The sequence below is a fragment of the Celeribacter sp. ULVN23_4 genome, assembly GCF_054788345.1.
Genome location: NZ_JBTVYO010000001.1, coordinates 639,483 through 665,724 on the forward strand (window position 1 = coordinate 639,483; position 26,242 = coordinate 665,724).

Sequence of the window (26,242 nt, forward strand, 5' to 3'; positions counted from 1 at the left end):
GATGCCCCGGAACCGGATCAGGTGACGGGTTTTCCACTGCGGTTGCACCCGTCATGGAACTTCTCGTGGAAGGTCTGACACAGATCTTCCTTGGTGAGATGCGGATGCGGCTTGGCCAATTCCTCCGCCCAGTCTCCCAGACGATCCTGCGCCCCTGCACCGACCTCCTTTATCTCGGTCTTTGTGATTTCGTGATGGCGCATGGCGCCAAGGTCAATCTTCACACGAAACATCACCCTACCCCCTTGTTGCATGGCTCTGTTGTCAGGCCGACAGAAGCATATCAGTGCCACAATTTCGCCGCGCGTATGAATAAAGTTTAAAGTTAATGCAGACAGGACCATGAAAAATGGGAAAATTTGTCCACATTTCAAAGGGTTGTTTGTATAAAAATCGTGGCATTTTGCGCCCGGTCTCCCATGCATGTACCAGCGCCACGCCGCTGCATTCAGCGTCTCTTTGAATTGTCCGGCAGCACTCCCCGCTTTCTTCGAATCGGAGCCGCACAGCGGACAGCAAAAAGGGCGCCCGAGAGCGCCCTTTCGTTACGTCTTTGCGAACCGCCTTGGACAGGCTCAGCCTTTTTTGAGAACCCGGCGGCCCAGCAGTTCGGCGATCTGAACCGCGTTCAGAGCCGCGCCCTTGCGCAGGTTGTCAGACACGCACCAGAGGTTCAGACCATTCTCGATGGTCACGTCCTGACGGATGCGGGAGATGAAAGTCGCGAAGTCGCCAACGCATTCCACCGGGGTCACGTAACCGCCGTCTTCGCGTTTATCGACCACCAAAATCCCCGGCGCGGTGCGCAGGATTTCGCGGGCTTCATCCTCGTCGAGGAAATCCTCGGTCTCAATGTTGATGCTCTCGGAGTGGCCAACGAACACCGGCACGCGCACACAGGTCGCGGTGACCTTGATCGACGGATCGACGATTTTCTTCGTCTCCGCGATCATTTTCCATTCTTCTTTCGTGTCGCCCGAGTCCATGAAGACATCGATATGCGGGATCACGTTGAAGGCGATCTGTTTGGTGAATTTCGACGGAGCCACTTCCTGACCCGGCACATACATGCCCTTGGTCTGGTCCCAAAGCTCATCGATGCCTTCTTTGCCGGCACCGGACACGGATTGGTAGGTGGACACCACAACGCGTTTGATCTTCGCGCGGTCATGCAACGGCTTGAGCGCCACGACCATCTGCGCGGTGGAACAGTTCGGGTTCGCGATGATGTTCTTGTTGGAATACATCTCGATCGCGTCCGGGTTCACTTCCGGCACGATCAGCGGAATTTCCGGATCGTAACGGTAGAGGGACGAGTTATCGATCACGACACAGCCCGCCGCGGCCGCTTTCGGCGCGTATTTTTTCGTGGCCTCGGAACCCACAGCGAAAAGCGCCATGTCCCAGCCAGAGAAATCGAACGTATCGAGATCCTTGGTGGTGAGGGTCTTGTCGCCAAAGCTCACTTCGGTGCCGAGAGATTTGCGCGATGCAAGTGCCGCGATCTCATCAACAGGAAACTCGCGCTCGGCGAGGATGTTCAGCATTTCGCGGCCCACATTGCCCGTGGCGCCCGCGACGACGACTTTATAGCCCATTTGGCACTCCTCATTGGTCCAGGGTGACTGGCGCGCAGGGTTACTCGAAAGGAGGCGTAGAGGAAAGGGGGTTTAGCGCCGTGCCGCGGTCTTCGCCGCCTCAATTTTCCGCTTTGCGGCCTTTTCGTCGATCACAACCCCGGCAATCGGGTCATTCGATACGGATGGGAAATGGACTTGATCAAGATAGTTCATGAAAGCCGCACGCAGCACCGGGTCGAAAGACAGTGATTCCGCCTGATACAGAGCGCCGCTCAGCGCTTCTGCGGTGTCGGCGACCTGCACCAGACCCGGCATGGCGAAGAAGGCTTTGCCCAGGACGATCACCGGTTTGTCGTAGAAAAACGCCTGAAGCCCGACGGAGGAATTGATGGTGATCACGCCCCGGCTGGCACGCACCTGCTCGAACGTGTCGGTCTGGTTGTCGATGACAATCCGGCCCTTCGCGGCATCAACGGCACTGGCCAAAGGCCAGGACAGCGAGGTCTTGGCGGAGGGGTGTTCCTTGACCCGGATATGCCATCCCTCGGGCAAGCTCGCCGCCGCCTCACCCAGAGCCGCAAGCATCTTTGGCACCGTGCCGACCCAGCCAGAGAACATCGTGATCTGGCTATCGTTCGGCACTTGCAGCGGCACAAAAAGAAAGTTTTCACCCGACAGATCCGCGCCCGTGGCCTGCCCGACATCGGCGCGGCGCGACTCGCGCGCCGTCAGGTTGGCGCCAAGCTTGCGCCAGTCTTCGCTCCGGCGCTCGGGACGCCCTTCGGACCAGGCCATGTAAAACCGCGGATCGCGCGGCAGGGAGCCAAGGGCGTTCACCCCGGTGTGATCAAGCTGCATGCGACCGGGAAAAGGCGCAAGCTCGGCGAAAAGCGTCGGCACGCCGGCATCCCGCGCGCCCTCCATAAAGACCCGGCGCGAACCGGTGATGCCGTTCCAGCACATGGCGATGGTATCGGGATGGCGAGAGAAATAGCGCCGTGCGCCGTTGTATTGCAGCCGAATCAAAAGCCGTTTGAGCGCTCGGCCAACGGGGCCTTTCGGCTGCCGTTTCGCAACACTGAGCGCCGCATCGACCCGGCTGGCGGTCTCCGGGAAATTGCGCAGCGACAGGGGGATCATCGGCAGGACATGCGCCCCTCCGTCGGCAGCCGCCACGGAGGCCATGAAACTGTCTTTCTTCTTCGCGAAACCTTTGAGATACGTGATCATCGCACCCGCCTTTCCCCTTCTTCCTAATGCGTCGCGCCAGCAACGTGAAGCAGAAGATCGAACGAGAAACGGGAGCAAAAACATCAGGCCTCCCGTCGTTCGCGAAAACGTCGCCTGCCCTCCAAGCGCTCCAAAAGGAGCCTGCGCAGCCGTTCCGTATCGTCCATCTCAATCGCGGCCTGAACATCCCGAAGCAATCGAACCATTTCGATCTGGCTCAGCCTCGGTTCGTCCGCCCGCAGGATTTTGGCATGAGCCGTCCTGCGCAACGTGTTCACATTGACAAACAGCTCTTCGCAAAGCTTCTCTCCGGGGCGCAGACCAATGATTTCGATCGCAACACCGCCCTGCGCCGGTTCGGTCTTAAGCGGCCGCCCGGAGCGATGTATCAGACTGCGCGCCAAATCCATGATCTTCTGCGGCCTGCCCATGTCGAGCACGAAAACGTCGCCTCCTTCGGCATAGGCCCCGGCCAACAGGACCAGACGCGTGGCCTCAGACACCGTCATGAAATAGCGCCGCATCTGCGGATGCGTGACCGTCACCGGCCCGCCGCGCGCGATCTGGGATTGGAACAGCGGCAGCACGGAGCCCGAAGAGCCAAGGACATTGCCAAAGCGCACCATCGCGAATTTGGTTTCCGGCGCGCGGCTTTGAAGGTCTTGCAGGATCAGTTCGGACAGCCGCTTCGTCGCGCCCATGATGCTGGTCGGACGCACGGCTTTGTCGGAGGAGACGAGGATGAACCGCTCCACCCCTTCCTGCACCGCCACATCGGCGAGGGTTTTCGTGCCGAACACATTGTTGCGCGCGCCCTCAGCCTCGTTCAACTCGACAAGAGGCACATGCTTATATGCGGCAGCATGGAGGACGATCTCGACACTTTCGCGACGCATGGCCTGCGTCACACGCGCCGCGTCGGTCACCGAGCCGAGATAGGGCATCACCGCAATTCCGCGCGCCTCGGCGTGGGGCCGAAGGTCGAGATCGAGCGCATAGAGATTATATTCATTCTGATCGAACAGGACGATCTTCGCCGGATGACAGTTCAACAGTTGACGGCACAGTTCCGAACCGATGGAGCCGCCCGCCCCCGTGATCATGACAACCTTCCCGGCATAGGTTTGCGCCACTTCGGGCCTGTCCAGATCGACCGGGTCACGGCCAAGCAGGTCCTCCGGCAACACTGTGTCGGGGCGCAATGACCGAGAGCGCTCAAAGCGCGTTAAAACACGCGAAAACAGAGAGGATGGACGGGACCCCAGCCCGTTGGTCAAAATTGTCAGAAACACAGGAACCCTCGCCTCAAAGTGAGTATTCGCCCCAGTATTTCCGAAATTCGTCAAAGCAAACTTAACGCAGCGCCCGCCATAGAGTCATAACAAGGATTTTCACGTCAATGCAGAGGCTTGCGTGATCCTGATAGATCAAATCCAAGCGTGCTTTTCGTGGCACGCAACGCTGCGAATACACGGCGTCGGTCTCTTCGGATGTCTTGCAAGATGCAAGCAGCCGCGCCTCATGGGCATGAAATGTGAGCGTCGCCAGCCCCGTTACCCCCGGTCGATTGCGCAGCACCTTGCGATAAAGCTCCGAATGCCGCTCGACATAGAGACGCAGGGGTGGGCGCGGGCCGACGAAGGACATGTCGCCTTTGAGAATATTCCAAAGCTGCGGCAGTTCATCGAGCCGGGTGCGGCGCAAGACCCGCCCCGTCCGCGTGATCCGCCCCTGTTTGTCGCCCCCGGACACGCCGCTGTCCGACACGCTTGGGGTCATTGTACGAAACTTGATCAGTTGGAACCCGCGCTCAGGTGTCTTCATCCGCTCGGACAGGAAGAAGACGGGGCGGCCCTCCCGGATCAGTATGGTGAGAGCCAAAAGCACGATGAGGGGAGACAGCAGCACCCCAAGGCAGAACGCCAACAGAATATCGAAGAGGCGCTTGGCGAGGGTCATGAGATGGCCCTCACCGCTTGCCATTCTTCGACGATGTGCTTGGCATCGCCTCCGAGGTCCACACTCGGGCACAGAGCCGCCAGCCGCGTGGTTTCCAATGTGATGTTTTGGTGTCCTGTGTCCTCTCTGGCGCATCCGATCCACGGCACATTCGCAGCGTCCAAAAGGTCGGACATGGCTACGGGAGGCGTGCCCGCGAGATTGAGCGCTGGCGGAAGGTCTTCCCGTGTCAAAACAAGGCAACGCAGGACGGACAAAAGGGTGATCGGCCCGATGTAGGACCGCTCAGGCTCACGCCCATTGGGGAAGATATCGAGAGGCAGAGGCGAGTCTGTTCTGGCCGCCGCATTGGTCAAAAGCATGTCCGCGCCCGCGACATTGCCGATCCGCAGAGCGCAAATTTCTATCCCCTCGGTTTTCGCGCGCCGGGCACAGAGATCTTCCATCTCGACCTTGGCACAGCCATAGGCATCAACCGGCGCGCGGGTATCCTCTTCGCGAAATGGATGCCCCCGCCCGGTCCCGTAGACGGCAGAGGAGGACGCGACAAAGACGCGCGGGATGCCCGCCCGGACCGCAGCCGTCAGCGCATGATCGACATGTGTGACATGGGCCTGCATCGCCTTCGGGTCGTCCTTTGCGCCAGACGCGCCGGAGAAGATCACGAGGGTCTCGACGCCATGTGTTTGCTGCGCCAACACAAGAGGCTGAGGGGCGCTGAAATCCGGCCACAGGAATGCGTTCTCATCAAAAGGTCGCTCCGCACGGTATTGCCACTGGAAGCACACACCCTCACAGGGCGCAAGCCGCTCCGCCGCGCGCAGGAGGCGTCCGATCCGACCGGACGCGCCGAGAAAAACTGCGCGGTGATCTGGCATTGAAAAGGGCTTCCTCAGAAAGTGACCTTTTCATGCTAGACGCTTATTCCCCTTCGGGCCAAGCCTTGGCTTACCCCGAAAAGCGGATCGGCAATGTGAAATCATAGCGCGCCTGATCAAGGCCTTTCGGTGCCGCCGGGAAACGTCCGGCGCGCTGCACGGCCTGAACCGCCGCCGCATCAAGCTCTGCATTGCCGGAGCTCGACGCCACGCGCACCCCCAGAAGGGAGCCGCTGTTGGCCACGGAAATGGACAGGGTCACAGTCCCGCTTCCGGCACTGCGCGGCGCGCGTTTGCGACGCTCCACACGGGAGCGGATCGTCGCGCCCCACCGGGACATGGCGGATTGCTGTGCGGATTTCGACAGGCCTGCGCCTTGCGCCGCCATAGCTTCCCCGGCGTGTTGACCGCCCCCGCTGCCTGCGGCGCGGGTTTTCTGACTGGAGTGATCTCCGCCCGGAACCGCTTGCTGCGATTTCTGCGATTGCGCCTGCTGTGTCGCGGGCTTCGGCTGCGGTTTGGGCTCGGGTTTCGGCTGCGGTTTGGGCTCGGGTTTTGGTTCCGGTTTCGGAGGCTCCGGGGCTTTCGGGGCCTTGGGGGCCTCGAAGGCTTCGGTCTGTTGCACAGGCTGCATCGGCACCGGCAGGGCCATGGCATTGGGCGGAGTTTCCAGCTCCGGGATGTCCAACGCCGTTTCCACCGGAGGGGTCGGCGTCGGCTCCTGTGGCGCATCGGAAAGCTCAGGCGTGACCTCTGGCACCTCTTCCCAGCGCGCGACCATCGCGGCCACCGCCACATTGGAGGCCTGAAGCGACAAAAGCTCTTCGCCGCCCTCGCCCGTGGCTGAGGTGCCTACAGAGTGATCCATCAGGGCAATCGCCGCAGCGGCGAGATGCACGCCGAGCGCCAAGGAGACGAACAGAGCGCCCGTGAGAACACGGTTCATGACCCGTCCTCCGTGCGTGTGACCAGTTCCACTTTGGGAAAGCCGAGTGCGGCGAGTTTCGGCAGAAGGGCCGCCAAAACCTTGGCCGGGACGTCGCGGTCTGCGCTCATGGCGATGGATGGGCCTTCTGAGCCAGTGCAGCCGCCATCGGCACAAAGCGCGATCCGCTCAAGTTCCAGCGCATGCAGCACAGCGTCCTCGCCCTGCACCTCCCGGAACGCCAAGACCCCGTCCTTACCAAGATAAAGCGACAGGGGTGCATTGACCTCGGCCTCGCTTCCGGCTTCGGGCAGATCGACATCAATCGGGTCGGGCGGCGCGATTTGCGCCGTCATCAAGAAGAAGATCAGCAACAGGAACACGACGTTGATCATCGGAACAACGCTTTCGGTAGCTTGTGGGCGGGGGGTATCCGTAAAATCCATCACTCACTCCACCAGCACGAGATTGGTCATGCCCGCCTCGCCCAGCCATTCCATCACTGCGATCAACCGCTGCAACGGCACCTCTTCATCATCGGGACGCAGCACCACGATATCTTCGGGGCTGTCCATCAACTCTTGCAGATGCGCCAGTAGCGCGTCTTCACCCTCAACAGTGCCGTTGAGTTTCAAGTCCTCCGCGCCGACGCGCAGCAGTCGTGGCGGGCCGGAATAACTTTGTGACGCGCCCCCCCCCAAAGTCAGCGACAGTTGCGCTGGGGTGCCGAAACGCGAGGCCAGCATGAAGAACACCAAAAGCAGAAACACGACGTCGATCATAGGGGTGAGCGACATGCGGTGTTTGCGGCGGGGCGCACCGAAGTCCATGGTTCACTCCGCCGCTTGCGCCATTTTTACAGCTGTATCAGCATCATCACGAGGAAGCAGGAAGACGCGGGTTGCCATGTCTTCGAACTCGTGCCGCAGACGGTCCGCAACGGCCTCAAACCCGGTAAAGGCGATAGAGGCCGGGATCGCGACAGCCATACCGGCTGCCGTCGTCAGCAGCGCCTCCCAAATCCCGCCTGCGAGCATGGCCGGATCCGCTTTCGCCCCCGCTTCCTGCAGGGTCTGGAACGCCGAAATCATCCCCAGCACGGTGCCCAGAAGACCAAGAAGCGGCGCGATGGTCGCGATCAGTTCCAGCGGACGCAGGCTGGAACGGGCGCGGGCGAGAAAGCTCCGCGCGATCCGTGTCGTTTCCGCCTCTGCGCCAGCATCGTCATATTGCGGGGTGTCATGTGCTGCGATGGCTGCACGCAGAAACCGCGAACGCAAGCCCCGTCGTGCAGAAATGATGCGCGCGGCACCCTCTTTGTCGCCTTGCGCCCAGCAGCTCAAGGCCTTCTCGACAGGGGCGCGACTGCGCCATGCTCCAAGATAAGCCAAATCCCAAAGCTTCCACAAAATCACCGCAAGAGTGATCACCGACAGGGCCGTGATCGCCCAAATCGAGGGCCCGCCTTTGACGAGGAAATCAAAAAGAGAAGCGAATAGGGCCGAATCGTCCATGTCAGTCACCATGTTTTGTGCGTATCTGGCTGATATTTTCAGCCGACGTTGGGACCCGGATAAATTATCCTAGTTTTTTAGTCAAGATATCGAAATCATTCCCTAGAGAGGGCCACCACCGGATCAAGCCGCGCCGCATTGCGTGCCGGAAGAAAACCGAAAGTGATACCGATCAACGTCGAGGACAGGAACGCAACAATGATCGCGGTCGAGGAAAAGCTGAGACGGACATCCGAGGCCAGCTTCTCGATGAGATACCCCCCAGTCAAAGCTCCGAGGATGCCAAGCACGCCGCCGACGAGACAGACCATGACCGCTTCGATCAGGAACTGGCTGACGATATCAGAGCGCCGCGCCCCGATGGCGATGCGCACACCGATTTCCTTGGTCCGTTCGGTCACGGAGACGAGCATGATGTTCATCACCCCGATACCGCCGACGACCAGAGAGATGACCGCGATCATCGCCACCAGATAGGTCAGCGTTTGGGTCGTGGAGGTGATGGTTTCGCGGATAGTGTCGGAGTTGGAGAGAAAGAAGTCTTCGGTCCCGTGCCGCGTCGTCAGGAGCGCTGTAATCTCGGCTTCGGCCTGATCCATATCGTAATCATCCGCGACGCGCACCCCGATACTGTCGAGGAAATCCTGTCCGGAAATCCGCGCCATGGACGTGGTGTAAGGCACCCAGACATTGAGCGAGGACGGCCCGAAGGTCGCGCCAGACGAGCGCACGACACCGATCACGCGCACCGGAACGCTGCCGAGGAAGATCACCTGTCCGAGCGGATCGGTGCCATCTTCAAAGAACGTCTCCTGCGTGTCCTCGTCAATCACAGCCGCCTGCGCGTAGCTGTCAACATCGTCCGAGGTGAAGACAGACCCCGAGACGGTTTCATAAGCATGCACCTGAAAGTAATCCCCGGACACGCCATTGATCGTCGCGGAGGCTTCCGTGCTGCGATAACGGACGGTTGCGGAGGACGACACGGCGGGAGACACGCTGTCGGACAGCTCCATCAGCGCCAAGGAGTCGGCATCGGATGGCACAAGCGTTTCGATCCGCCCCGCGCCCCTTGCCCCGAACCCCGAACCGGCGCGCACCGTAATCGTGTTGGTCCCCAAGGACGAAATGTTTTCCAACACCTTTTCCTGAGACCCGTTGCCGAGCGCGACGACCAGAACGACGGAGGCAATCCCGATGATGATGCCGAGCATCGTCAAGAAAGAGCGCGTCCGATGGGCCAGCATCGCCTTGAGCGAGATGTTGAACGCCTCTGTCAGTCGGCGGAAAGACGCGCCAAGACCTGCGCGCAGTTTCACCGGGCGTTCGATTTTAGCGGGCGACGCCTTGCTCTCATCCTTGCGCGTGTCGGAAATGATCCGACCGTCACTGATCTCTACGATCCGATGGGCATGGTCCGCCACATTCGGATCGTGGGTCACCATGACGATGGTGTGCCCTTTGGCGTTCAACTCCCGCAGCAGGGCAATCAGGTCTTCCCCGCTTTTGCTATCGAGCGCGCCCGTGGGTTCGTCGGCGAGAATGACTTCGCCGCCGTTCATCAGCGCGCGGGCCACCGAGACGCGCTGTTGCTGGCCGCCGGACAATTCAGACGGCCGGTGATCGAACCGGGTGTCGAGGCCCAATTGCGTCAGCAAGTCTTTCGCATGCTCGCGCCGCGCCGTCCGTGTCGCCCCGGCATAGATCGCGGGCACTTCCACATTGCCGACTGCATCGAGATCGGAAAGCAGCTGATAGCGTTGAAAAATGAACCCGAAATGCTCGCGCCGGAGCTGCGCCAACTCGTCGGGCTCCAGGTCGCTGACATCCTTGCCGTCAAAGCTGTAGCTGCCGGAACTGGCCCGATCGAGACAGCCGAGAATGTTCATAAGCGTCGATTTGCCGGACCCGGAGGCACCGATGATGGCCACCATTTCACCCGGATAAATGTCGATATCGACATCTCTCAACACGGTGATGGTTTCATCGCCTGCCTGAAACGAGCGGCTGATGCCACGCGCGGAAATGAGAGGCTCTGTCATGTCACCCCCCCCCTCAGAACATGCCCGGAGGACCGCCCGGACGGCCACCGCGATCATCGCTTGAGGCTGGCGGGGCCGACATGGTTTCGCCCGTCACGATCAAATCGCCCTCAGAAAGGCCCGAAACGATCTCCGCCGTGACCTTGTTGTTCAAGCCGATTTCGACGGGTTGTGGGTGGCGGTTTCCGGTTTCCGGATCATAGACCTGAACCATGTAGCCACCCGGCCCGCTGTTGAGCGCGGAGGAGGAGACGGTCAGCACATCGACCGCCTCGTCGAGCACGATGGAGACCTCGGTCGTCATGCCGATGCGCAATTTATGATCGGGGTTATCGACCTCAAGGCGGCCGTTGTAATAGATCGCCTCATCGGTATCGATCGTGTCGCTGTCCTCGATCTCGGAAGGCGCAGGTTCCACGTCACGGACCACGGCCTCAAAAGCGTTGTCGGGCTCGCCAAGGATGGTGAAGCTCACCTTTTGACCGGCTTCGACATGCACCACATCCGCCTCCGAAATCTCCGCCTTGACGATCATCTTGTCGAGATTGGCGAGTTTCACGATGGTCGGCGCATCCGTGCTGGCGTTTACCGTCTGGCCCTCATCGACCACGACAGCCACCACAGTGCCCGCCATCGGAGCCGTCACCTTGGTCCGCTCCAGCGCGATCTCCGCCGTGGAAACCGTCACAACGGCACTGGATTTCTGGGCGTTGAGCGCATCGAGCTCGGCCTGATAGACCTCCACATCTGCCTCAGCCGCTTCGACATCTTCCTGTGAAGCGTAGTTTTGCGTGTGCAGGCTCGTGACACGGGTCAGGGTCAGTTCCGCTTGCTTGATATTGGCTTTCTTCGCGGCGATCTGCGCTTCGATATTCGCGAGATCGGCCTGCGCCTGCAATAAATCGTTCTTCTGATCTTCATCGTCGATCTGCGCGATCAGATCGCCCGCGGCCACCGTGTCGCCCAAAGCCACGGCCAGTTCTTCGATCTGCCCGGACGTTCGCGCGCCCACGCTCACAAGCTGGCTCGCTTCGATCACGCCGGAGGCCAGAACGGTTTCTTCCACGCTGCCGCGTGTCACCTTCGCGGTTTGCGGCGGGGTGGTCTCCCCGTCTCCTTTGTACCAGTTCCATCCGAAATATCCGGCCAGAACGACACAAACGACAACCAAGAGGCGTATCAGGAGTTTCATAGGAAACCTCTCACAAAGGACAAGAACCGGGTGCAGAGACCCGCAGTTACTTCATGATACGCAGGTAGCCGTTCACTCCGTCGTTTCCAGTGACAAAAACCGCCGGACCTTCCGAATCCGGCGGTTCTGTTTCATGCCTTCGCGTCACCTTCAGCCAGCGGGCACCAGCTGCGCAACGGGTTCATAGGTTTCCTCATAGTGATCAAGCTCCGCCTCGAACCAAGCCGTCCCACGGGTCGCGCCGCCCAGAGATTTGAACAACTCACCATCGGCCATCGCAGGCAGAAGCGCGTTGAAGACGTCCCAGCCGGCAGCGGTCGGGTGCGCTTCAAAGCCAAGCACTTGCCCTTTGAGGCTGGTCACCATCGGCATCAGACCACCGGAGTAGATGCTCGGCACATGGATCGCGATCTTGTCGATCGGCTGCAACACCACGGGTTTGCACGCGGCCAGAGCTTCGCGAACCGCCGCTTTCGCTGCCGTGCGGAAGGCGAAATCGGAGCTGTCCACGGCGTGATGTTTGCCGTCCGTGAGCGTGACTTTCACGTCAACGACGGGCAGACCGTTCGGCCCTTCTTCCAAAGCATCGCGCACCCCGGCCTCCACGGCGGACATGTAGTTGCGCGGCACAGCCCCGCCTTTCACGACCTCATCGAAGACAAAGCCTTCGCCGCGACCAAGGGGCGCGACCTCGATCACCACATCGGCAAACTGCCCGGCCCCGCCGGATTGTTTGCGGTGACGATAATGTGTGCCGCCCGGTTTCGAGATGGTTTCGCGAAGTGCGGGGGGAATCGGCTGTGTCTCGACCGAAATCCCAAAGACCTCAGCCAGTTTGTCGATCACGCGCCGCTGATGCAGCACGCCTTGCGTGGCCAAGATCGCCTTGCCGCTCTGCCCGTCCTGTTCGACAGCCAGACCGGGATCGATATCCGCAAGCTTGCCAAGGGCTGCCGACAAACGGGCCTCGTCGCGTTCGTTCTGCGGCACGACGAGCACGCGGTTTTTCGGTTTGTGCGGCACGGCCCAATCGGGGGTATCGATGGCCTCGGATGCTCCGTAAATCGGTGCGCGCAAGGCAAGGTGATCGGTTTTCACCGTCAGGCCAATCGCCCCCGGCGCCAATTCGGAAAGCGCGGTTTTCGTGTCGATGTCCACAAGGGAGCCGATCACACCACCCATCAGCTCCGCGCCGGGTTTGAGCGCCTGACCGACGGCGCGGATCAGCACGGTTTTGCCAAGATGTTTGATCTGATCGGCAAAGATACCGACGGCCACAGGCGTTTCGCCGAACCGTTCGGGAAGCGCGGAAACCTCCGGCACCTCATGGCGCAGGCTCTTCATGAGACGCGTCAGCCCGTTGGCCCCGGTCGCGGAGCCAAGGAAGGCCGGGATCAGGTCGTGCTGTTGCAGCACTTTCGTGGCGACCTCATACAGCTCGTCCGACATGGGTTTCTGATCTTCGATCAGCTCTTCCAGCAGGTGGTCGTCAAAATCGGCGAGATGTTCCAAAAGCTCGGCGCGGGCCTCTTCTTCGCGGGCACGGGTCGAAGCAGGCATTTCCACAAGGGCGGAACGCTCGCCTTCCTTGAAGGCCCAAGCGCGTTCGGAAATCAGATCGACCATGCCGGTGATCTCGCCGCCCTCACGGATCGGCACTTCGCGCAGAACGATCCCATGGGCGGAATAGGTTTGAAGCGCGGCGACGATCGCCGCTGTTCGATCGACGGCGGCATCGACCTTGTTGATGAAAATCAGGGTGGGAAGGCCGGATGCTTCCAGAAGGCGCAGGTAGGGCGCGGCCAGAACGGCGGCATCGGCCTCGGCAGACACACAGAGTACGGCGGCATCGCTCACCGCCAAAGCGGAACCGGATTGCGCCAGACCTTCGGCCCCACCGGGGCAATCGAGCAGCGCCCAATCCTCATCGAGATAGCGAAACAGGGAAACCGCGGTCTCGCCGAACAGGCTGAGCGAGCGCGCTTTGCCCGCATCCAGCCCGGCAAGCGCCGCGGCCAATGCTGATTTGCCGGATTGTGACGGTCCTAGGATAGTGACGGTTTTCATAGCTATGTCTCCCCAGCTGTCTCGGAGGCCCCGAATGGGCCATGTCGGCTGCCACGCTACAGGATCGCCATGCCGTCTGACCTTGGCTCAGGTCAAGTTTCGTCGGTTTCTGGCATGGTTTCCTATTTGGATTTCGTCTTTCGGTAGTCCGCCAAGGCAAAATCGATCAAAGCGCGCACCTTGCGCGGCAGCGTGCGACCTTCGAGATAGACGACGCTCACCGGGTGCTGCGCCCCTGCAATCTCCGGCATCAGCTCAACAAGCCGCCCGGCCTCGATATCGTCGCCAAGGACAAAGGGCGGGCAAAAGGCGATGCCATAGCCCGCCACCGCGAGATCGCGGGCCACACGGGCACTGTTCACCATGAACCGCCCCGGCACCTGCACGAAGACCTCCTGTCCTTCCGTCCCGAACAGCCAACGCGTCGGATTGCGGCGATTGGTGTCGAGGATGCATTGATGCTCGACGAGGTCTTCGGGCCTCTGCGGCGTGCCATGCGTTTCAAGATAGGACGGCGCGGCCACAAGGACGGAGCGGAAATCGCCAAGCTTGCGGCGTTTGAGAGAGGACACGTCGGAGGTGCCGATCCGGAAGGCCAGATCGATCCCACCTGATGCAAGATCGACATAGGCGTCGTTCAGGCGCAGGTCGATGACCAAATCCGGGTGCGGGGCAGCGAAGCGGGCCAGAAGGTCTTTAACATAGACCTCCCCAAAGGTGACCGGCGCGGAGATGCGCAGCGTGCCGGAAAACCCGCGCGTGTCCTCACTGACCTCACCCAGCATGGCATCGAGATCATCTAAAAGCGCGGGCGCGCGGGCCAGAAGCTCTTCGCCCGAGGACGTCAATCCGACCCGCCGCGTGGTACGTTGCAGCAGTCGAACCCCAAGCCGCTCTTCCAGTTCAGCGACATATTTCGACGTCAGCCGGTTCGAGATGCCAAGCCGCTCCGCCGCGCCGGTGAACGATCCGGTCTCTGCCGTCGCGACAAAGGCTTTCAATCCGTCGATCAGATCCATCACAGCCTCATTCGGAACAAAATGGTAAAAGTCATTCCATATCTTCTCCATATCATTCAGGGGGAAGAAGGTCCATCTTCCTCTCATCGAAAGACAACAGCGCGTCAGCAACTGCGACAGATCGCCGGGACGCTTCAATCTACGCCAGATAAGGACCAAAACCATGATCGACCAAAAATCTGCACCTTATGCCGCCCTGCTTCTTCGCCTCACCACGGGCGGGCTTTTCCTCACCCACGGGCTGACGAAATACTTCGTTTTCACCCCTGCGGGCACCATGGGCTTCTTTGAAAGCCTCGGCCTTCCGGGCTGGCTCGGCCTCCTGACCATGATCGCCGAAATCGCCGGCGGCCTCGCCCTGATCCTCGGCGTTGCCACCCGTCTGGTCTCCGCCGCGCTGGTCTTCCCGCTTGTCGGTGCCGTAATCTTTGCCCACTGGGGCAACGGCTTCAGCTTTTCCAACGCCAGCGGCGGCTGGGAATATCCGGCAATGTGGGCTGTGATCCAAGCTTCGCTCGCCCTGCTCGGGGATGGCGCTTACGCCCTGCTTCCGATGTCCAAACTGCCGTCGCGCGCTCACGCTGCCGCTGCGGAATAAGACCCCCCATACCTTCGAACCACACGCGCCACGCCCTTTCTGCGTGGCGCAGCTGTTATTCTGAGAAAGGAGACGACCATGAGCATCGTGCAACAACTTCATCAGTTGAAAGACAACCTGAAAGCCTCCGATCGTATGCCGGTCGTTTTCCTCGGCCACGGCAGCCCGATGAACGCCATCGAGGACAATGCCTATTCCCGCAGCTGGTCTGCGCTCGGCAATGCCCTGCCCCATCCGCAGGCGATCCTCGTGGTCTCCGCGCACTGGATGACCCGTGGCTCCACGCTGGTGAACATCTCGAAGATGCCGAAAACGATCCATGACTTCTACGGCTTCCCCGATGAACTCTTCGCGCAACAGTACCCGGCTCCCGGCGATCCGGAGATGGCGAAAGAGGTGGTCAGCCTTCTGGCCAGCCACCATGCTGAGGGCGATGACACTTGGGGCCTCGATCACGGCGCATGGTCGGTGCTGAAGTTCCTCTATCCGGGGGCCGATGTGCCGGTGTTCCAGCTGTCCATCGACATGACCAAGGACCTGCCGCATCACGTCGAAATTGGCGAAGCGCTCAAAGACCTGCGAAATCGTGGCGTGCTGATCCTCGGTTCGGGCAATATCGTGCACAACCTGCGCGCCATGCGCTGGGGCGGCAAGGCCTATGACTGGGCGGAAGAGTTCGACGATCTCTTCGCCGATCGCCTGCAAATGCGCGATCACGCCCTACTCAGCGACCGCAAACGCCTCGGCAACCTGCTGAAAATGGCGCACCCGTCGCTCGATCACTATCTGCCAGCACTGACCATCGCAGGCGCGTCGGATGAAAACGACCACCTGATGTTCATGAACGACACGATCGACATCGCGTCCGTCTCCATGCGCAGCTTCGTCTATTACTAAGGAGAAACCGATGCTTGTTGACGGAACATGGACCAAGAACTGGACCCCGGTGCAGAAAGCCGACAAGAAAGGCCGTTTCGTGCGGCAAGTGTCGAGCTTTCGCAACTGGATCACCCCGGACGGGCTGAAAGGTCCCACCGGGGAAGGCTGGTTCAAGGCGGAAGCCGGGCGGTACCGGCTTTACGTCGCCTATATCTGCCCCTGGGCATCGCGCACCCTGATGGCGCGGAGCCTCAAAGGCCTCGAAGACATCATCCCCGTGACGGTGGTCAATCCGACTCTCACCGACGAAGGTTGGCAATTCGGCGGCTATCCGGGCGCGGATGAAGACCCGCTCTTTGCCTCTGGCTACATGCACGAGCTTTACACCCGCGCCGATCCGCATGTGTCAGGCCGCGCCACGGTGCCGGTGCTTTGGGACATGAAACAGAACACCATCGTGAACAACGAAAGCGCCGATATCGTGCGCATGTTCGACACGGCGTTCGAGCATCTCATTCCCTCGGACATCCGGCTTTATCCCGAAGAGCTGGCCCATGAGATCGACGCGCTCAATCCGAAAATCTACGACATGCTCAACAACGGCGTTTACAAGGCCGGTTTCGCCTCCAGCCAATTGGCCTATGACGAAGCCGTGGAAGGCGTGTTCGAGATGCTGGACATGTTGGAAGACCGTCTGACCGGCGATTATCTCTTTGGAGATCGTCTGACGGAAACCGATATCCGCACCTTTGTGACACTGATCCGGTTCGATGCGGCCTATCACGGCATCTTCAAATGCAACCGCAAACAGATCGCGGATTACCCGCGCCTGTCGGCCTACATGGAACGCATCCTGCGTCTGCCAGGCATCCGCGCGACCGTGAACATGGATCACATCATGCGGGGCTATTACTCGATCAAGGCACTCAACCCCACGGGCATCCGCCCCACCGGCCCCGCCCATATCGAGGCCCTCTTGGCGTCGGTTTAAGCCGACGCCTCTTCGATCGGGAGCACATCGACGGCCTGAGAGCTTTCGTGACCGCCCGCCGAGCGCAGCGCACCGCGCACCGGGGCTACGTCGCCGTAATCGCGGCCATAGCCAATGGTAATGTAATCCGTCCCGGCGAACTGATCGTTCGTCGGGTCGAATTCGATCCAACCCGCTTCTTTCCCGACCCAAGCCCGCACCCAAGCATGCATCGCGTCCGCCCCTTCAAGGCGCGGTTGGCCGGGCGGCGGGAAAGTCCGCAGAAATCCTGAGACATAGCCCGCCGGAATACCGATCCCGCGGAGGGCGGCGATCATCACATGGGCGAAGTCCTGACAGACCCCGTGACGGTTCTCGAAAGCCTCTTCAGGCGGCGTGTCCACATCGGTGGCTTCCGGGTCAAACGCCATGTCCCGATTGAGCGCCCGCCCCACGGCCTCGACCGCGCCCAGAGCCGTCATCCCTTCGGCGAGGCAGCTGCGCGCATACTCCGTGATCGCGGGGGACAAGGCGACGCGCGGCGAAGCGCCAATGAAATGATGCGGCGCATCCGAGCCCAGAGAGGCCACCATGCTCCGTTCCTGACGCAGTTCATTGAGCGGTGGCGACAGATCGAACAGGGAGGGCGGCTCGAACCTTTCGATACGGGCGCTCAGTTGCAGCTTGAGCGCATCAATCGGACGGTGCCACGCCACCATGCTGATTTCGTTGTTGAAGAAATCCCACCCGTCCCGGCGCTCTTGCGGGCGCGGGAAAATCGTCAGCATCCGTTGCCGCACGGTCTGCACCCCGGCGATGTCCGAGGGCAAAAGGCGCAGGATATTGCGGGTCCGGTCGGAGGCCGCGTCATAGCTGTAATCAATGGTCAGGCTGACGTCATACAACATGGGTCACCTCAGATAGGTTGAGGCAAGAAGATCGGAGATTTGCGCCAGCTCACCACGGATCGCAGAGAACCGCCCAACCGTCATCTCTTCGGTGCGAGCACAGGCAATCCCCGCCTCAAGCGGCAGAATGGCCCGCAACAGCTCTGACGGTCGGCCATGCAGCTGCGCATTGGGCATCGCTTCCGCATGTTTGCGCAGCTCGCGCACGAGGAACAACAGCCCGCGCGGGTTGTCAGCATCGAGCGCCAACAGATCGACCACCGTGTCGCGGTTGCTCTCCACCCGGTAGCGGCGTTGATGGGTGATGATCGAATCCCCCACCTCGACCGCAAGATCGAGCGAGCCTTCCGGCGCGCGCGGGTCAGAGAAGGACTCCAGCAAAGCCGCCATCGCGTCGGCACGCTCCAGCGCCCGGCCAAAGCTCAGGAACCGCCATCCCGCGAAACGGTACATATTCTCATGGACGAGGCCGGTGATCCCGGCAATCTTGCGCACCAAAACAGACATGGCACGGGCCGCATCATCACCCGGCTGCACCGTTGCCGTCATCCGCGACGCGGTTTTCAACAGATCGCTCAGAGCAGACATGCCGTCGGTGGAGAACCGGTCACGCACCCGCATCGCGCAACTCCGCGCTGCGGCAATCCGGGAGACCAGAGCCTCCGGCATAGGTTGTGTCACATCAATGCCGAACCCGGCGAGATAATCCCGCAGCATCTTCAGCCGTGGATCGTTCCGATTGTCCGTCGCCGCCAGCCGCAGATGATAGGCCCGCACCAGACGCGCGGCATCTTCGGTCCGCTCCATGTAACGGCCGAGCCAATAAAGGTTATCGGCCGCCCTTGCCGGGAGCACGCCGGGGCTGACCCGTCGATAATTGCCCTCAAGCTTGCGTTTCGGGCTTTCTTTCTTTTCACCCTTCGACAGAGGCCGATCAGAAACAACCCACACGTCCGCGACGGAACCGCCGCGCTGCATTGCCAGCGCCGTGGCGTCCTCGGTCCGCCCGATCCGCGCATATCCGCCCTTCATGAACTGCCAGCCCGTCGCCGTGCGCGCGGCAAACACCCGCACCGTCATCGGACGCGGCACCACATTTCCGGTCTCGCCATCATCGATCCAAGCCGGTGTGGTCGAGAGCGTCACCGCTTCCTGCCCCACCAACCGGTCGCCTTCGCGTTCCAACCACTCGGCAATCGAGCCCACCGCCGTGCCGCGGAATTCACCGCCCAGCGCTGTGGTGGCGCCAAGATCGAAGGGAAGATCCACGGCATCCGCCGGGCCGATCAACATATTCTGAGCATTGTCGCGGACATAATTGCGCTCATTCGCGCCGCCGCACCACCATGTCGCGATGTTCGGCAGCATGAGCGTTTCGTCCAAAAGCACTTCGCTGATCCGGGGCAAAAAGGCCATCATCGCACGCATTTCCAGCACCCCGGAGCCAAGCGCATTGGCCATTGCCAAATGCCCCGTGCGCACCGCGTCCATCAGACCGGGCGTGCCGATCTGAGAGGCCGGGTTGAATTCGAGCGGATCGGCGAAACTCGCATCGATCCGCCGCCAGAGCATCCCGAGCGGTTGCAGGCCTTCGATGGTGCGCACCATGGCTTCGCCATTCTCGACGACGATGTCCTCGCCTTCGAGCAGCATCGTCCCGAGATAGCGCGCGATATAGGTATGCTCGTAATAAGTGTCGTTCGACGGCCCCGGCGTCAGAATGCCGTAGACACGCGGGTTCTTGTAGGACGGCGAGGCCAGCTCTTCCATCTGGTCGCGGAAAGCGCTGAAGAAACCCGCCAGCTTGTGGATATGCGCACGTGGGAAGCGTTCGGGGAAAATCCGCCCGGTCGCCATGCGGTTCTCAAGGGCGAAGCCCGCCCCCGAGGGGGCCTGCGTCCGGTCGCCCAAGACGAACCAAGAGCCGTCCGGGGAACGTCCGATCTCGAAGGCGATGAAATGCAGGTAATGTCCGCCCCGCGGCTGAACCCCCACCATCGGACGCAGCCATTGCGGCGAACGCGCGACCAGTTCGGCGGGCAGATGCCCGTCGCTCACAAGATTGGCCGGGCCATAGAGATCGGCCATCACCTGTTCCAGAAGATCGGCCCGCTGGGTCAGACCCGCGCAGATATGCTCCCATTCCTGCTCATGCAGGATCACCGGGATATGGCTCAGCGGCCAAGCCCGCTCGGTCAGCGGATCATTGGAATATTGCCGATAAAACACCCCCGCATCGCGCAGATACTGATCGCCCCGCTCGAACCGCCCCCGGACATCCTCCGGCGACAAGCGCGAAAAACGATCGACAAAACGGCGCCAGACGGGCCGCATCTGGCCCGTGGCGTCAAACAGCTCATCGGCCACGCCGGGGGTTTGCTCATAAGAGGCAAACAGATCCGACTGGGCGGAGACCCGTTTCGGAATTTGCGTCATCGCGGTGTCCGGTGTCTTGCTCAGTTAACTCAGATGAGTCCAATGGGCCGTCTGAGGTCAAGGGTCAAGGGGAACTCGGGATGTGGCACCTCTGTCGCAGGGGTATAGCTACCCGGCGTGTGACCATAGGGTTCGAACCGCGCCAGACGCCGCGCTTCGGCCTCGTTGCCGTTGACCGGGAAAGTGTCGTAGTTGCGCCCGCCCGGATGCGCGACGTGATAGGTACACCCTGCAATCGGCCGTCCCGTCCAATCATCATAGATGTCGAAATGCAGCGGCGCGTTGACCGGCAAAACCGGGTGCAACGCCTCAGGCGGTTGCCATGCTTTGAACCGCACACCTGCAACTGAGACGCCAGAGGTCTGCGTCCGGGCCAGCGGCATGGGACGACGGTTGCACATGACGCGGTAGCGATCCTGATGCAGTGTCGTCATCTTGACCTGAAGCCGTTCGACAGAGCTATCCGTGTAGCGCACCGTGCCGCCAATCGCGCCGGTTTCGCCCAACACATGCCAAGGCTCGAGCGCTTGGCGCACTTCGAGGTGCACGCCCTCCGCCTCGATCTGACCACAGAAGGGAAAACGGAATTCCGCCTGCGCCTTGAACCACTCGGGGGCCATATCGAACCCGTGGTGTTTGAGATCGGCCAGCAGCGACAGAAGGTCTTCCCACAGGTAATGCGGCAGCATGAACCGGTCATGCAGCACGGTTCCCCAGCGCACCGGCTTGCCTTCGACAGGCGCGTTCCAGCAGCGCGCGATGATGGCGCGCAGGAGGAGCTGTTGCGCCAAAGACATGCGCGGGTCCGGCGGCATCTCAAAACCGCGGAATTCGACAAGGCCAAGGCGGCCCGTCGGCCCATCAGGGGAGAACAGTTTGTCGATGCAAATCTCCGCCCGGTGGGTGTTGCCAGTCACGTCGGTCAGCATGTTGCGCAGGAGCCGGTCAACCAGCCAAGCCGGCGGCACGGCGGCCTCGGACGGGGGCTTGATCTGCGAAAGCGCGATCTCCAGTTCGTAAAGCGTATCGTGCCGTGCCTCATCGATGCGCGGCGCCTGCGAGGTCGGCCCGATGAAGAGGCCGGAGAACAGGTAGGACAGCGACGGGTGCCGCTGCCAGATCAGGATCAGAGATTTGAGCAAGTCAGGGCGACGCAGAAAAGGCGAATCCGATGGCGTCGCACCGCCGACCACAACGTGGTTGCCGCCGCCTGTACCGGTATGGCGACCATCGATCATGAACTTGTCCGCACCAAGCCGCGACTGGCGCGCCTCTTCATAGATCGCCTCCGTGGTGGCGACACAATCGTCCCAGCTGTGCGCCGGGTGGATGTTCACCTCGATCACGCCCGGATCGGGCGCGACACGGATCACGTTCAGGCGCGGGTCTTCCGGCGGGGAATAGCCCTCTACATGGATCGGAAGACCAAGCTCCGTCGCTGTTTCTTCCGCCGTCGTGAGCAGATCGAGATAGTCCTCAAGCGTCTCACAAGGCGGCATGAACAAGCACAGTCGGCCATCGCGCGGCTCGATGGCAATGGCCGTGCGCACCTGACTGGTCGAGGGATCGATGCCTTGCCCGATCAGCGCCTGACGCTCCGTGTCATCATGCTGCGCCTCAGATACCGGCTGGGTGTGCCCCTCCGTTGTCTTCGGCAAAAGCGCGGCTTTTTCCTTGGCTTCCTGTGCAGCGGCGGCCTCTTCCTCTGCGGTCAATTTGGCGATCTCCGCCTCGATCCGTTTGCGGCGCTCGGACACTGCGGCATGGAAATCCGGCAAAGGCGCATGGTCGATCATCGGATCGGCCGGGTAGGAATACGGATAAGACGCAGGCGGAATATGCGGCAAAGCACCCAGCGGAAGACGGAAGCCCACCGGGCTGTCGCCGGGGATCAGGAACAAATGCCCCCGCCGTGTTTTCCAGACCTCGGAGAGCCAGCTTGATCCCGCTTTCGACTGCCAACGCTGAATCGGCAAAATATAGCCGGACGGATCGTTCAAACCGCGTTCGAACACACGGGCGTAGCGTGCCCGATCCTCGGGGTTCTTAAGCTTGCTGTTTTCCGGCGAGACATTCGGCGGCAGCAGAGATTCCTTCAAAATCCATTCGCCCGGATCTTCATAGGCCGGCTGAGCACAGATCGGATCAACCCCCAGATTCTTGGCAAAGCGGGTCATGAACTCGCCCGCCTCTTTCGCCCCTGCCGGGCTGGGCGTGTCCTCTTTGGCGATCAGTTCCGGGTTCTTCCACACCGGTTTGCCGTCGCGCCGCCAATAGAGCGAAAACGTCCAGCGCGGCAGGCTTTCACCCGGATACCATTTCCCTTGCCCGTAATGCAGGAAGCCCCCCGGTGCGAAACGATCCCGCAGACGGCGGATCAGCTTGTCGGCCAGCCCGCGCTTTTGCGGCCCGACAGCAGCGGTGTTCCACTCGTCGCTTTCAAAGTCATCAATCGACACAAAGGTCGGCTCGCCGCCCATCGTCAGGCGCACATCGCCCTCTTTGAGCGCCTCGTCCACCTTGTGACCCAATGCGTTGAGCTTGTCCCAGCTTTCTTCCGAGAAGGGCTTGGTGATCCGGGGATGTTCGGCGACACGCTTGACCTGCATGTCGAAATCAAAGGTGACCTCGGGCGTGCCAACAGAGGAAAAGCCCCCGGCAATCGGCGCGGCGTTGCGATAATGCGGCGTGGCGGCCAGCGGGATGTGGCTTTCCCCTGTCAGAAGCCCGGAGGTCGGATCAAGGCCAATCCAGCCCGCACCGGGCAGGAACACCTCGCACCACGCGTGCAGGTCGGTGAAATCGTGATCGGTGCCCGACGGGCCGTCGAGCGCCTCAAGATCGGGCTTGAGCTGGACGAGATAGCCGGAGACGAAACGCGCGGCGAAACCGAGATGGCGCAGCACCTGCACCAACAGCCAAGAGCTGTCACGGCACGACCCGGATTTGCAAGAGAGCGTCTCGTCCGGTGACTGCACCCCCGGCTCCATGCGGATGGTGTAATCGACGTAATCAGAGATTTTCGCGTTCAGACCGACAAGGAAATCGACCGTGCGTTCCTTCTCGCCCTGTTTGGGGAAATTGATCGTTCCCATGAACTGCGCCAGAAGCGGGCCTTCCGGCTCCGGCGTGCGGTAGATCACAAGATCGTCCTTGAGATCGTCCGGGTATTCGAACGGCCAATGCTCCGCGCTTTCCTCGACGAAGAAATCGAACGGGTTGTAGACCGTCATATCCGCGACGAGATCGACCTCGATCTTGAACTCGCGCACCGGCTCCGGGAAAACGAAGCGGGACTGCCAGTTGCCGTAGGGGTCTTGTTGGTGATTCACGAAATGCTCGGCAGGCGTCACCTTGAGCGCATGCGAGATCACCCGTGTCCTCGAATGCGGCGCGGGGCGCAGGCGGATGATCTGGGGGCCAAGCTCGACATTGCGATCATACTTGTAATGGGTGACGTGATGAATGGATGCGTAAATCGCCATCGTCCTGATTTCGCCCTTTCGCGGTCTCGTTTGGATTCAGATTAGAAGCGGCTCCCAAAGGCTTCACGGCGAAAACGCAACGCTCTGGAGGAATGGCGTCACATTAAGACAGGGCGCACAATTTTTCATCGCGCATTTTTCTCAGAGATCGAAACTCTGGCCAGCAGACGGCATCTCGATCACTGGTCCCTCTAACGTCTCGGCAAAAGCCTTCATGGCCCGGGTCTCTCCATGGACAAGGAACACGCGCTCCGGCGTGCCGGTCTGTGCCAGCCAATGCCGAAGATTGTCTGCATCTGCATGGGCGGAGAAACCGTTGATGGTATGGATTTTCGCCCGCACCGAAATCATGTCGCCAAACAGTTTCACCTCTTTCGCGCCATCGATGATAATCCGGGCCAGCGTACCCTCTGCGGCGTAGCCCACGAAAATCACGGAACAATCCGATTGTGACAGGTTATGGCGCAAGTGGTGGCGCACCCGCCCGCCGGTACACATGCCAGACCCCGCCATGATCACCGCGCCGGAGCGAATGCGGTTCAACGCCATCGAATCCTGCGCTTCTCGGGTGAAGTGCAGCTCCGGCAGATCGAACGGGTCTTTGCCTTGTCGGAACAGATCGCGCAACTCGGAGCGCATTGCGCTTTCATGTCGTTTGAAAATCCGCGTGGCGGAGATCGCCATGGGCGAGTCGAGGAACACCGCCATCGAGCGCCGGATACGGCCCTTCGCCATACCCTCCCGCAAGAACCACAAAAGCTCCTGCGCCCGTTCCATCGCAAAAGTCGGGATGATCACATTGCCGCCCCGTTGATCCGCGGCACTGACCGCGTCGTAGAATTCCTCCACCGAAGCCTCCAGACTGCGGTGATCGCGATCGCCGTAGGTGGTTTCCATAATCACAACATCCACGTCGCTCGGCGGCACAGGGTTGTTCAAGAGCGGTCGCTCCTGCGGACCGAGGTCACCGGAGAACAACACCTTCTTCTTCCGTCCTCCCTCCGTCAATTCCAGCTGAATCGACGCGGAACCGAGGATATGACCCGCATCGAAATAGGTCGCAGTGATGCCCGGGAACAAATGGATTGGTTGGCGATAGACCGCGTTGCGTCCGAACAGATCCACCGCATCGAGCGCATCCATCGTGTCGTACAGCGGTTCGTTATGTCCGCCGCGCTCGCCATGGCGATGATGTCGCCGCGCCTCTTCTTCATGCAGATGCGCCGAATCCATCATCACCAACCGCGCCAGATCGCGAGTTGCGGGCGTGGTGATGATCTCGCCTTTGAATCCGCGTTTCACGAGCAACGGCAAGCGACCACAGTGATCGAGATGGGCATGGGTCAACAACACAACGTCGACATCTCTAGGCTCGAAACCAAAAGCGGCGGCATTGTCGTCATGCAACTCATGCCCGCCCTGAAACAGGCCGCAATCGATCAGGATCTTTTTACCGCCACACTCTACGAGGTGACAGGAGCCCGTTACTTGCCGGGCCGCCCCAAAGAAAGAAATTTTCATTCCGGCTTCCTTTCAAGCGGATCGACGAGATCGCGCCCTTTGCGTTCATACCAGAGTAGGATGTTGTCCCAGATTTCCTGCGCCTCTTCCGCGAACCAAAACAGATCGCGGTCTTCCGGGTCGATCACGCCTTCCTCCATGAGGAAATCGGCATCGAACACCTGACGCCAATAAGCCTCCCCGACCAAGATCACCGGCACCGGGTGAATTTTCCGCGTCTGGATCAGGGTCAGCGTTTCGAACAGCTCGTCGAGTGTGCCATAACCACCGGGAAACACCACGAGCGCCCTTGCACGCAGCAGGAAATGCATTTTGCGCAGAGCGAAATAGCGGAAGCGGAAACACAGGCCGGGCGTGATATAGGGGTTCGGGAACTGCTCGCGCGGCAGGTTGATGTTGAGACCCACTGTGCGCGACCCGGCATCGCTTGCGCCCCGGTTCGCCGCCTCCATCATCCCCGGTCCGCCGCCCGTCACCACGACAAGCCGGTTGCCATGCGGCCCTTCCTGCGCCCCGACGATGCGTCCGAATGCACGGGCCACGTCGTAATAGCGGCTTTTCTCCGCGACGCGCTCGGCAATCGCGAGTTTCTGTTTCAAACCCGCCTCCTCTGGGCATGTCGCGCAGTCCGCCTTGAGAGCCTCCACCCGCGCCCGCGCCACAGATGGTTCGGGGATACGCGTGCCGCCAAAGACGACAATGGAATGAGCGATGCCCTCTTTCTGCAAAAGCGTCTCCGCCTTTTGGTAATCAAGCATAAGCCGCGTTCCGCGCATCTCGTCTTCATTGAGAAAATCGGTATCCTCATCGGGCAGACGATAATTCGGGCTTTCCATGATCTGACGTAGCAAATGCGGGGCCTGTACGTCCTCGCGGCCCGATTTCGGCACACATTCCGGCAACTCGACCTCGCGCGCCTCTTCGCTGACGTGCAAGGGCTTACTCGTGTTCTTATTGATGTGGCCCATTCGCGCCTCCTCCTCAGGGTTCGAGGCTTGCGCCGCTTCGCGCCACAACCTCTCCTATCTTCCGCCTGCCA

The 26,242-nt window shown here is 60.9% G+C and carries 22 protein-coding genes; 3 read left to right on the forward strand and 19 right to left on the reverse strand.

The window, feature by feature from the left end; all coding sequences use genetic code 11:
- Positions 1-17: 17 nt before the first annotated feature.
- The 14 genes from ACYBHZ_RS03235 to ACYBHZ_RS03300 form a co-directional block, all read right to left on the reverse strand.
- On the reverse strand, positions 18-233 hold the full coding sequence (locus ACYBHZ_RS03235; RefSeq protein WP_460272742.1) for a hypothetical protein: 216 nt from the start codon (positions 231-233) through the stop codon (positions 18-20).
- A gap of 342 nt (positions 234-575) precedes the next feature.
- Positions 576-1,598, reverse strand: a complete 1,023-nt coding sequence (locus ACYBHZ_RS03240; RefSeq protein ID WP_460272743.1) for an aspartate-semialdehyde dehydrogenase — start codon at positions 1,596-1,598, stop codon at positions 576-578.
- A 72-nt stretch (positions 1,599-1,670) separates the two neighbouring features.
- Positions 1,671-2,810 carry a capsular polysaccharide export protein, LipB/KpsS family gene (locus ACYBHZ_RS03245; RefSeq protein WP_460272745.1) on the reverse strand — a complete coding sequence of 380 codons (1,140 nt, stop codon included), beginning with the start codon at positions 2,808-2,810 and terminating at the stop codon, positions 1,671-1,673.
- Positions 2,811-2,893: 83 nt separating this feature from the next.
- Positions 2,894-3,994: a UDP-N-acetylglucosamine 4,6-dehydratase family protein gene (locus ACYBHZ_RS03250; protein ID WP_460272746.1), complete on the reverse strand. Its 1,101-nt coding sequence runs from the start codon at positions 3,992-3,994 to the stop codon at positions 2,894-2,896.
- 169 nt (positions 3,995-4,163) lie between these two features.
- On the reverse strand, positions 4,164-4,769 hold the full coding sequence (locus ACYBHZ_RS03255) for a sugar transferase (protein ID WP_460272747.1): 606 nt from the start codon (positions 4,767-4,769) through the stop codon (positions 4,164-4,166).
- Entirely contained in the window at positions 4,766-5,647 is an 882-nt protein-coding gene (locus ACYBHZ_RS03260) for an NAD-dependent epimerase/dehydratase family protein (protein ID WP_460272748.1), read from the reverse strand. Before ACYBHZ_RS03260 ends, ACYBHZ_RS03255 begins: the two co-directional genes overlap by 4 nt.
- Before the next feature lie 70 nt (positions 5,648-5,717).
- The gene (locus ACYBHZ_RS03265; protein ID WP_460272749.1) at positions 5,718-6,593 is read right to left on the reverse strand and encodes an energy transducer TonB family protein; all 876 of its coding nucleotides are present in this window, start codon (positions 6,591-6,593) and stop codon (positions 5,718-5,720) included.
- Entirely contained in the window at positions 6,590-7,018 is a 429-nt protein-coding gene (locus tag ACYBHZ_RS03270) for an ExbD/TolR family protein (protein WP_460272750.1), read from the reverse strand. The genes ACYBHZ_RS03265 and ACYBHZ_RS03270 overlap by 4 nt, the downstream gene beginning before the upstream one ends.
- Before the next feature lie 3 nt (positions 7,019-7,021).
- Positions 7,022-7,402: an ExbD/TolR family protein gene (locus tag ACYBHZ_RS03275; RefSeq protein ID WP_460272751.1), complete on the reverse strand. Its 381-nt coding sequence runs from the start codon at positions 7,400-7,402 to the stop codon at positions 7,022-7,024.
- 3 nt (positions 7,403-7,405) lie between these two features.
- The gene (locus tag ACYBHZ_RS03280; protein WP_460272752.1) at positions 7,406-8,086 is read right to left on the reverse strand and encodes a MotA/TolQ/ExbB proton channel family protein; all 681 of its coding nucleotides are present in this window, start codon (positions 8,084-8,086) and stop codon (positions 7,406-7,408) included.
- A gap of 95 nt (positions 8,087-8,181) precedes the next feature.
- Positions 8,182-10,128, reverse strand: coding sequence for a MacB family efflux pump subunit (locus ACYBHZ_RS03285; RefSeq protein ID WP_460272753.1), 1,947 nt, complete (start codon positions 10,126-10,128; stop codon positions 8,182-8,184).
- Between the two features lie 13 nt (positions 10,129-10,141).
- Complete coding sequence (locus ACYBHZ_RS03290; protein WP_460272755.1) at positions 10,142-11,320, reverse strand: efflux RND transporter periplasmic adaptor subunit; 1,179 nt, start codon at positions 11,318-11,320, stop codon at positions 10,142-10,144.
- A 150-nt stretch (positions 11,321-11,470) separates the two neighbouring features.
- Positions 11,471-13,387 carry an elongation factor G gene (locus tag ACYBHZ_RS03295; RefSeq protein WP_460272756.1) on the reverse strand — a complete coding sequence of 639 codons (1,917 nt, stop codon included), beginning with the start codon at positions 13,385-13,387 and terminating at the stop codon, positions 11,471-11,473.
- A gap of 122 nt (positions 13,388-13,509) precedes the next feature.
- Positions 13,510-14,406: a LysR family transcriptional regulator gene (locus tag ACYBHZ_RS03300; protein ID WP_460272757.1), complete on the reverse strand. Its 897-nt coding sequence runs from the start codon at positions 14,404-14,406 to the stop codon at positions 13,510-13,512.
- Positions 14,407-14,569: 163 nt separating this feature from the next.
- Between ACYBHZ_RS03300 and ACYBHZ_RS03305 the strand changes: the two genes are divergently transcribed.
- The 3 genes from ACYBHZ_RS03305 (at position 14,570) to ACYBHZ_RS03315 (ending at position 16,874) form a co-directional block, all read left to right on the forward strand.
- A complete protein-coding gene (locus tag ACYBHZ_RS03305; protein WP_460272758.1) occupies positions 14,570-15,004 on the forward strand; it encodes a DoxX family protein in 435 nt (144 codons plus the stop codon).
- 78 nt (positions 15,005-15,082) lie between these two features.
- Positions 15,083-15,901, forward strand: coding sequence for a 4,5-DOPA-extradiol-dioxygenase (gene ygiD, locus ACYBHZ_RS03310; protein ID WP_460272760.1), 819 nt, complete (start codon positions 15,083-15,085; stop codon positions 15,899-15,901).
- A 10-nt stretch (positions 15,902-15,911) separates the two neighbouring features.
- Positions 15,912-16,874: a glutathione S-transferase family protein gene (locus ACYBHZ_RS03315; protein ID WP_460272761.1), complete on the forward strand. Its 963-nt coding sequence runs from the start codon at positions 15,912-15,914 to the stop codon at positions 16,872-16,874.
- Here the strand turns inward: ACYBHZ_RS03315 and ACYBHZ_RS03320 are convergent.
- The 5 genes from ACYBHZ_RS03320 to ACYBHZ_RS03340 all read right to left on the reverse strand — a co-directional run bounded on the left by ACYBHZ_RS03320 (position 16,871) and on the right by ACYBHZ_RS03340 (position 26,171).
- Positions 16,871-17,761: a transglutaminase family protein gene (locus ACYBHZ_RS03320; protein ID WP_460272762.1), complete on the reverse strand. Its 891-nt coding sequence runs from the start codon at positions 17,759-17,761 to the stop codon at positions 16,871-16,873. The two genes, ACYBHZ_RS03315 and ACYBHZ_RS03320, sit on opposite strands and share 4 nt — an antisense overlap.
- A 3-nt stretch (positions 17,762-17,764) precedes the next feature.
- Positions 17,765-20,197 (reverse strand): circularly permuted type 2 ATP-grasp protein, encoded by a 2,433-nt coding sequence (locus ACYBHZ_RS03325; RefSeq protein WP_460272763.1) that lies wholly within the window; start codon positions 20,195-20,197, stop codon positions 17,765-17,767.
- A gap of 29 nt (positions 20,198-20,226) precedes the next feature.
- Positions 20,227-23,682, reverse strand: coding sequence for a transglutaminase family protein (locus ACYBHZ_RS03330; protein WP_460272764.1), 3,456 nt, complete (start codon positions 23,680-23,682; stop codon positions 20,227-20,229).
- A 141-nt stretch (positions 23,683-23,823) separates the two neighbouring features.
- Entirely contained in the window at positions 23,824-25,203 is a 1,380-nt protein-coding gene (locus ACYBHZ_RS03335; protein ID WP_460272765.1) for an MBL fold metallo-hydrolase, read from the reverse strand.
- The gene (locus tag ACYBHZ_RS03340; RefSeq protein ID WP_460272766.1) at positions 25,200-26,171 is read right to left on the reverse strand and encodes an LOG family protein; all 972 of its coding nucleotides are present in this window, start codon (positions 26,169-26,171) and stop codon (positions 25,200-25,202) included. Before ACYBHZ_RS03340 ends, ACYBHZ_RS03335 begins: the two co-directional genes overlap by 4 nt.
- Between the last annotated feature and the right edge of the window lie 71 nt (positions 26,172-26,242).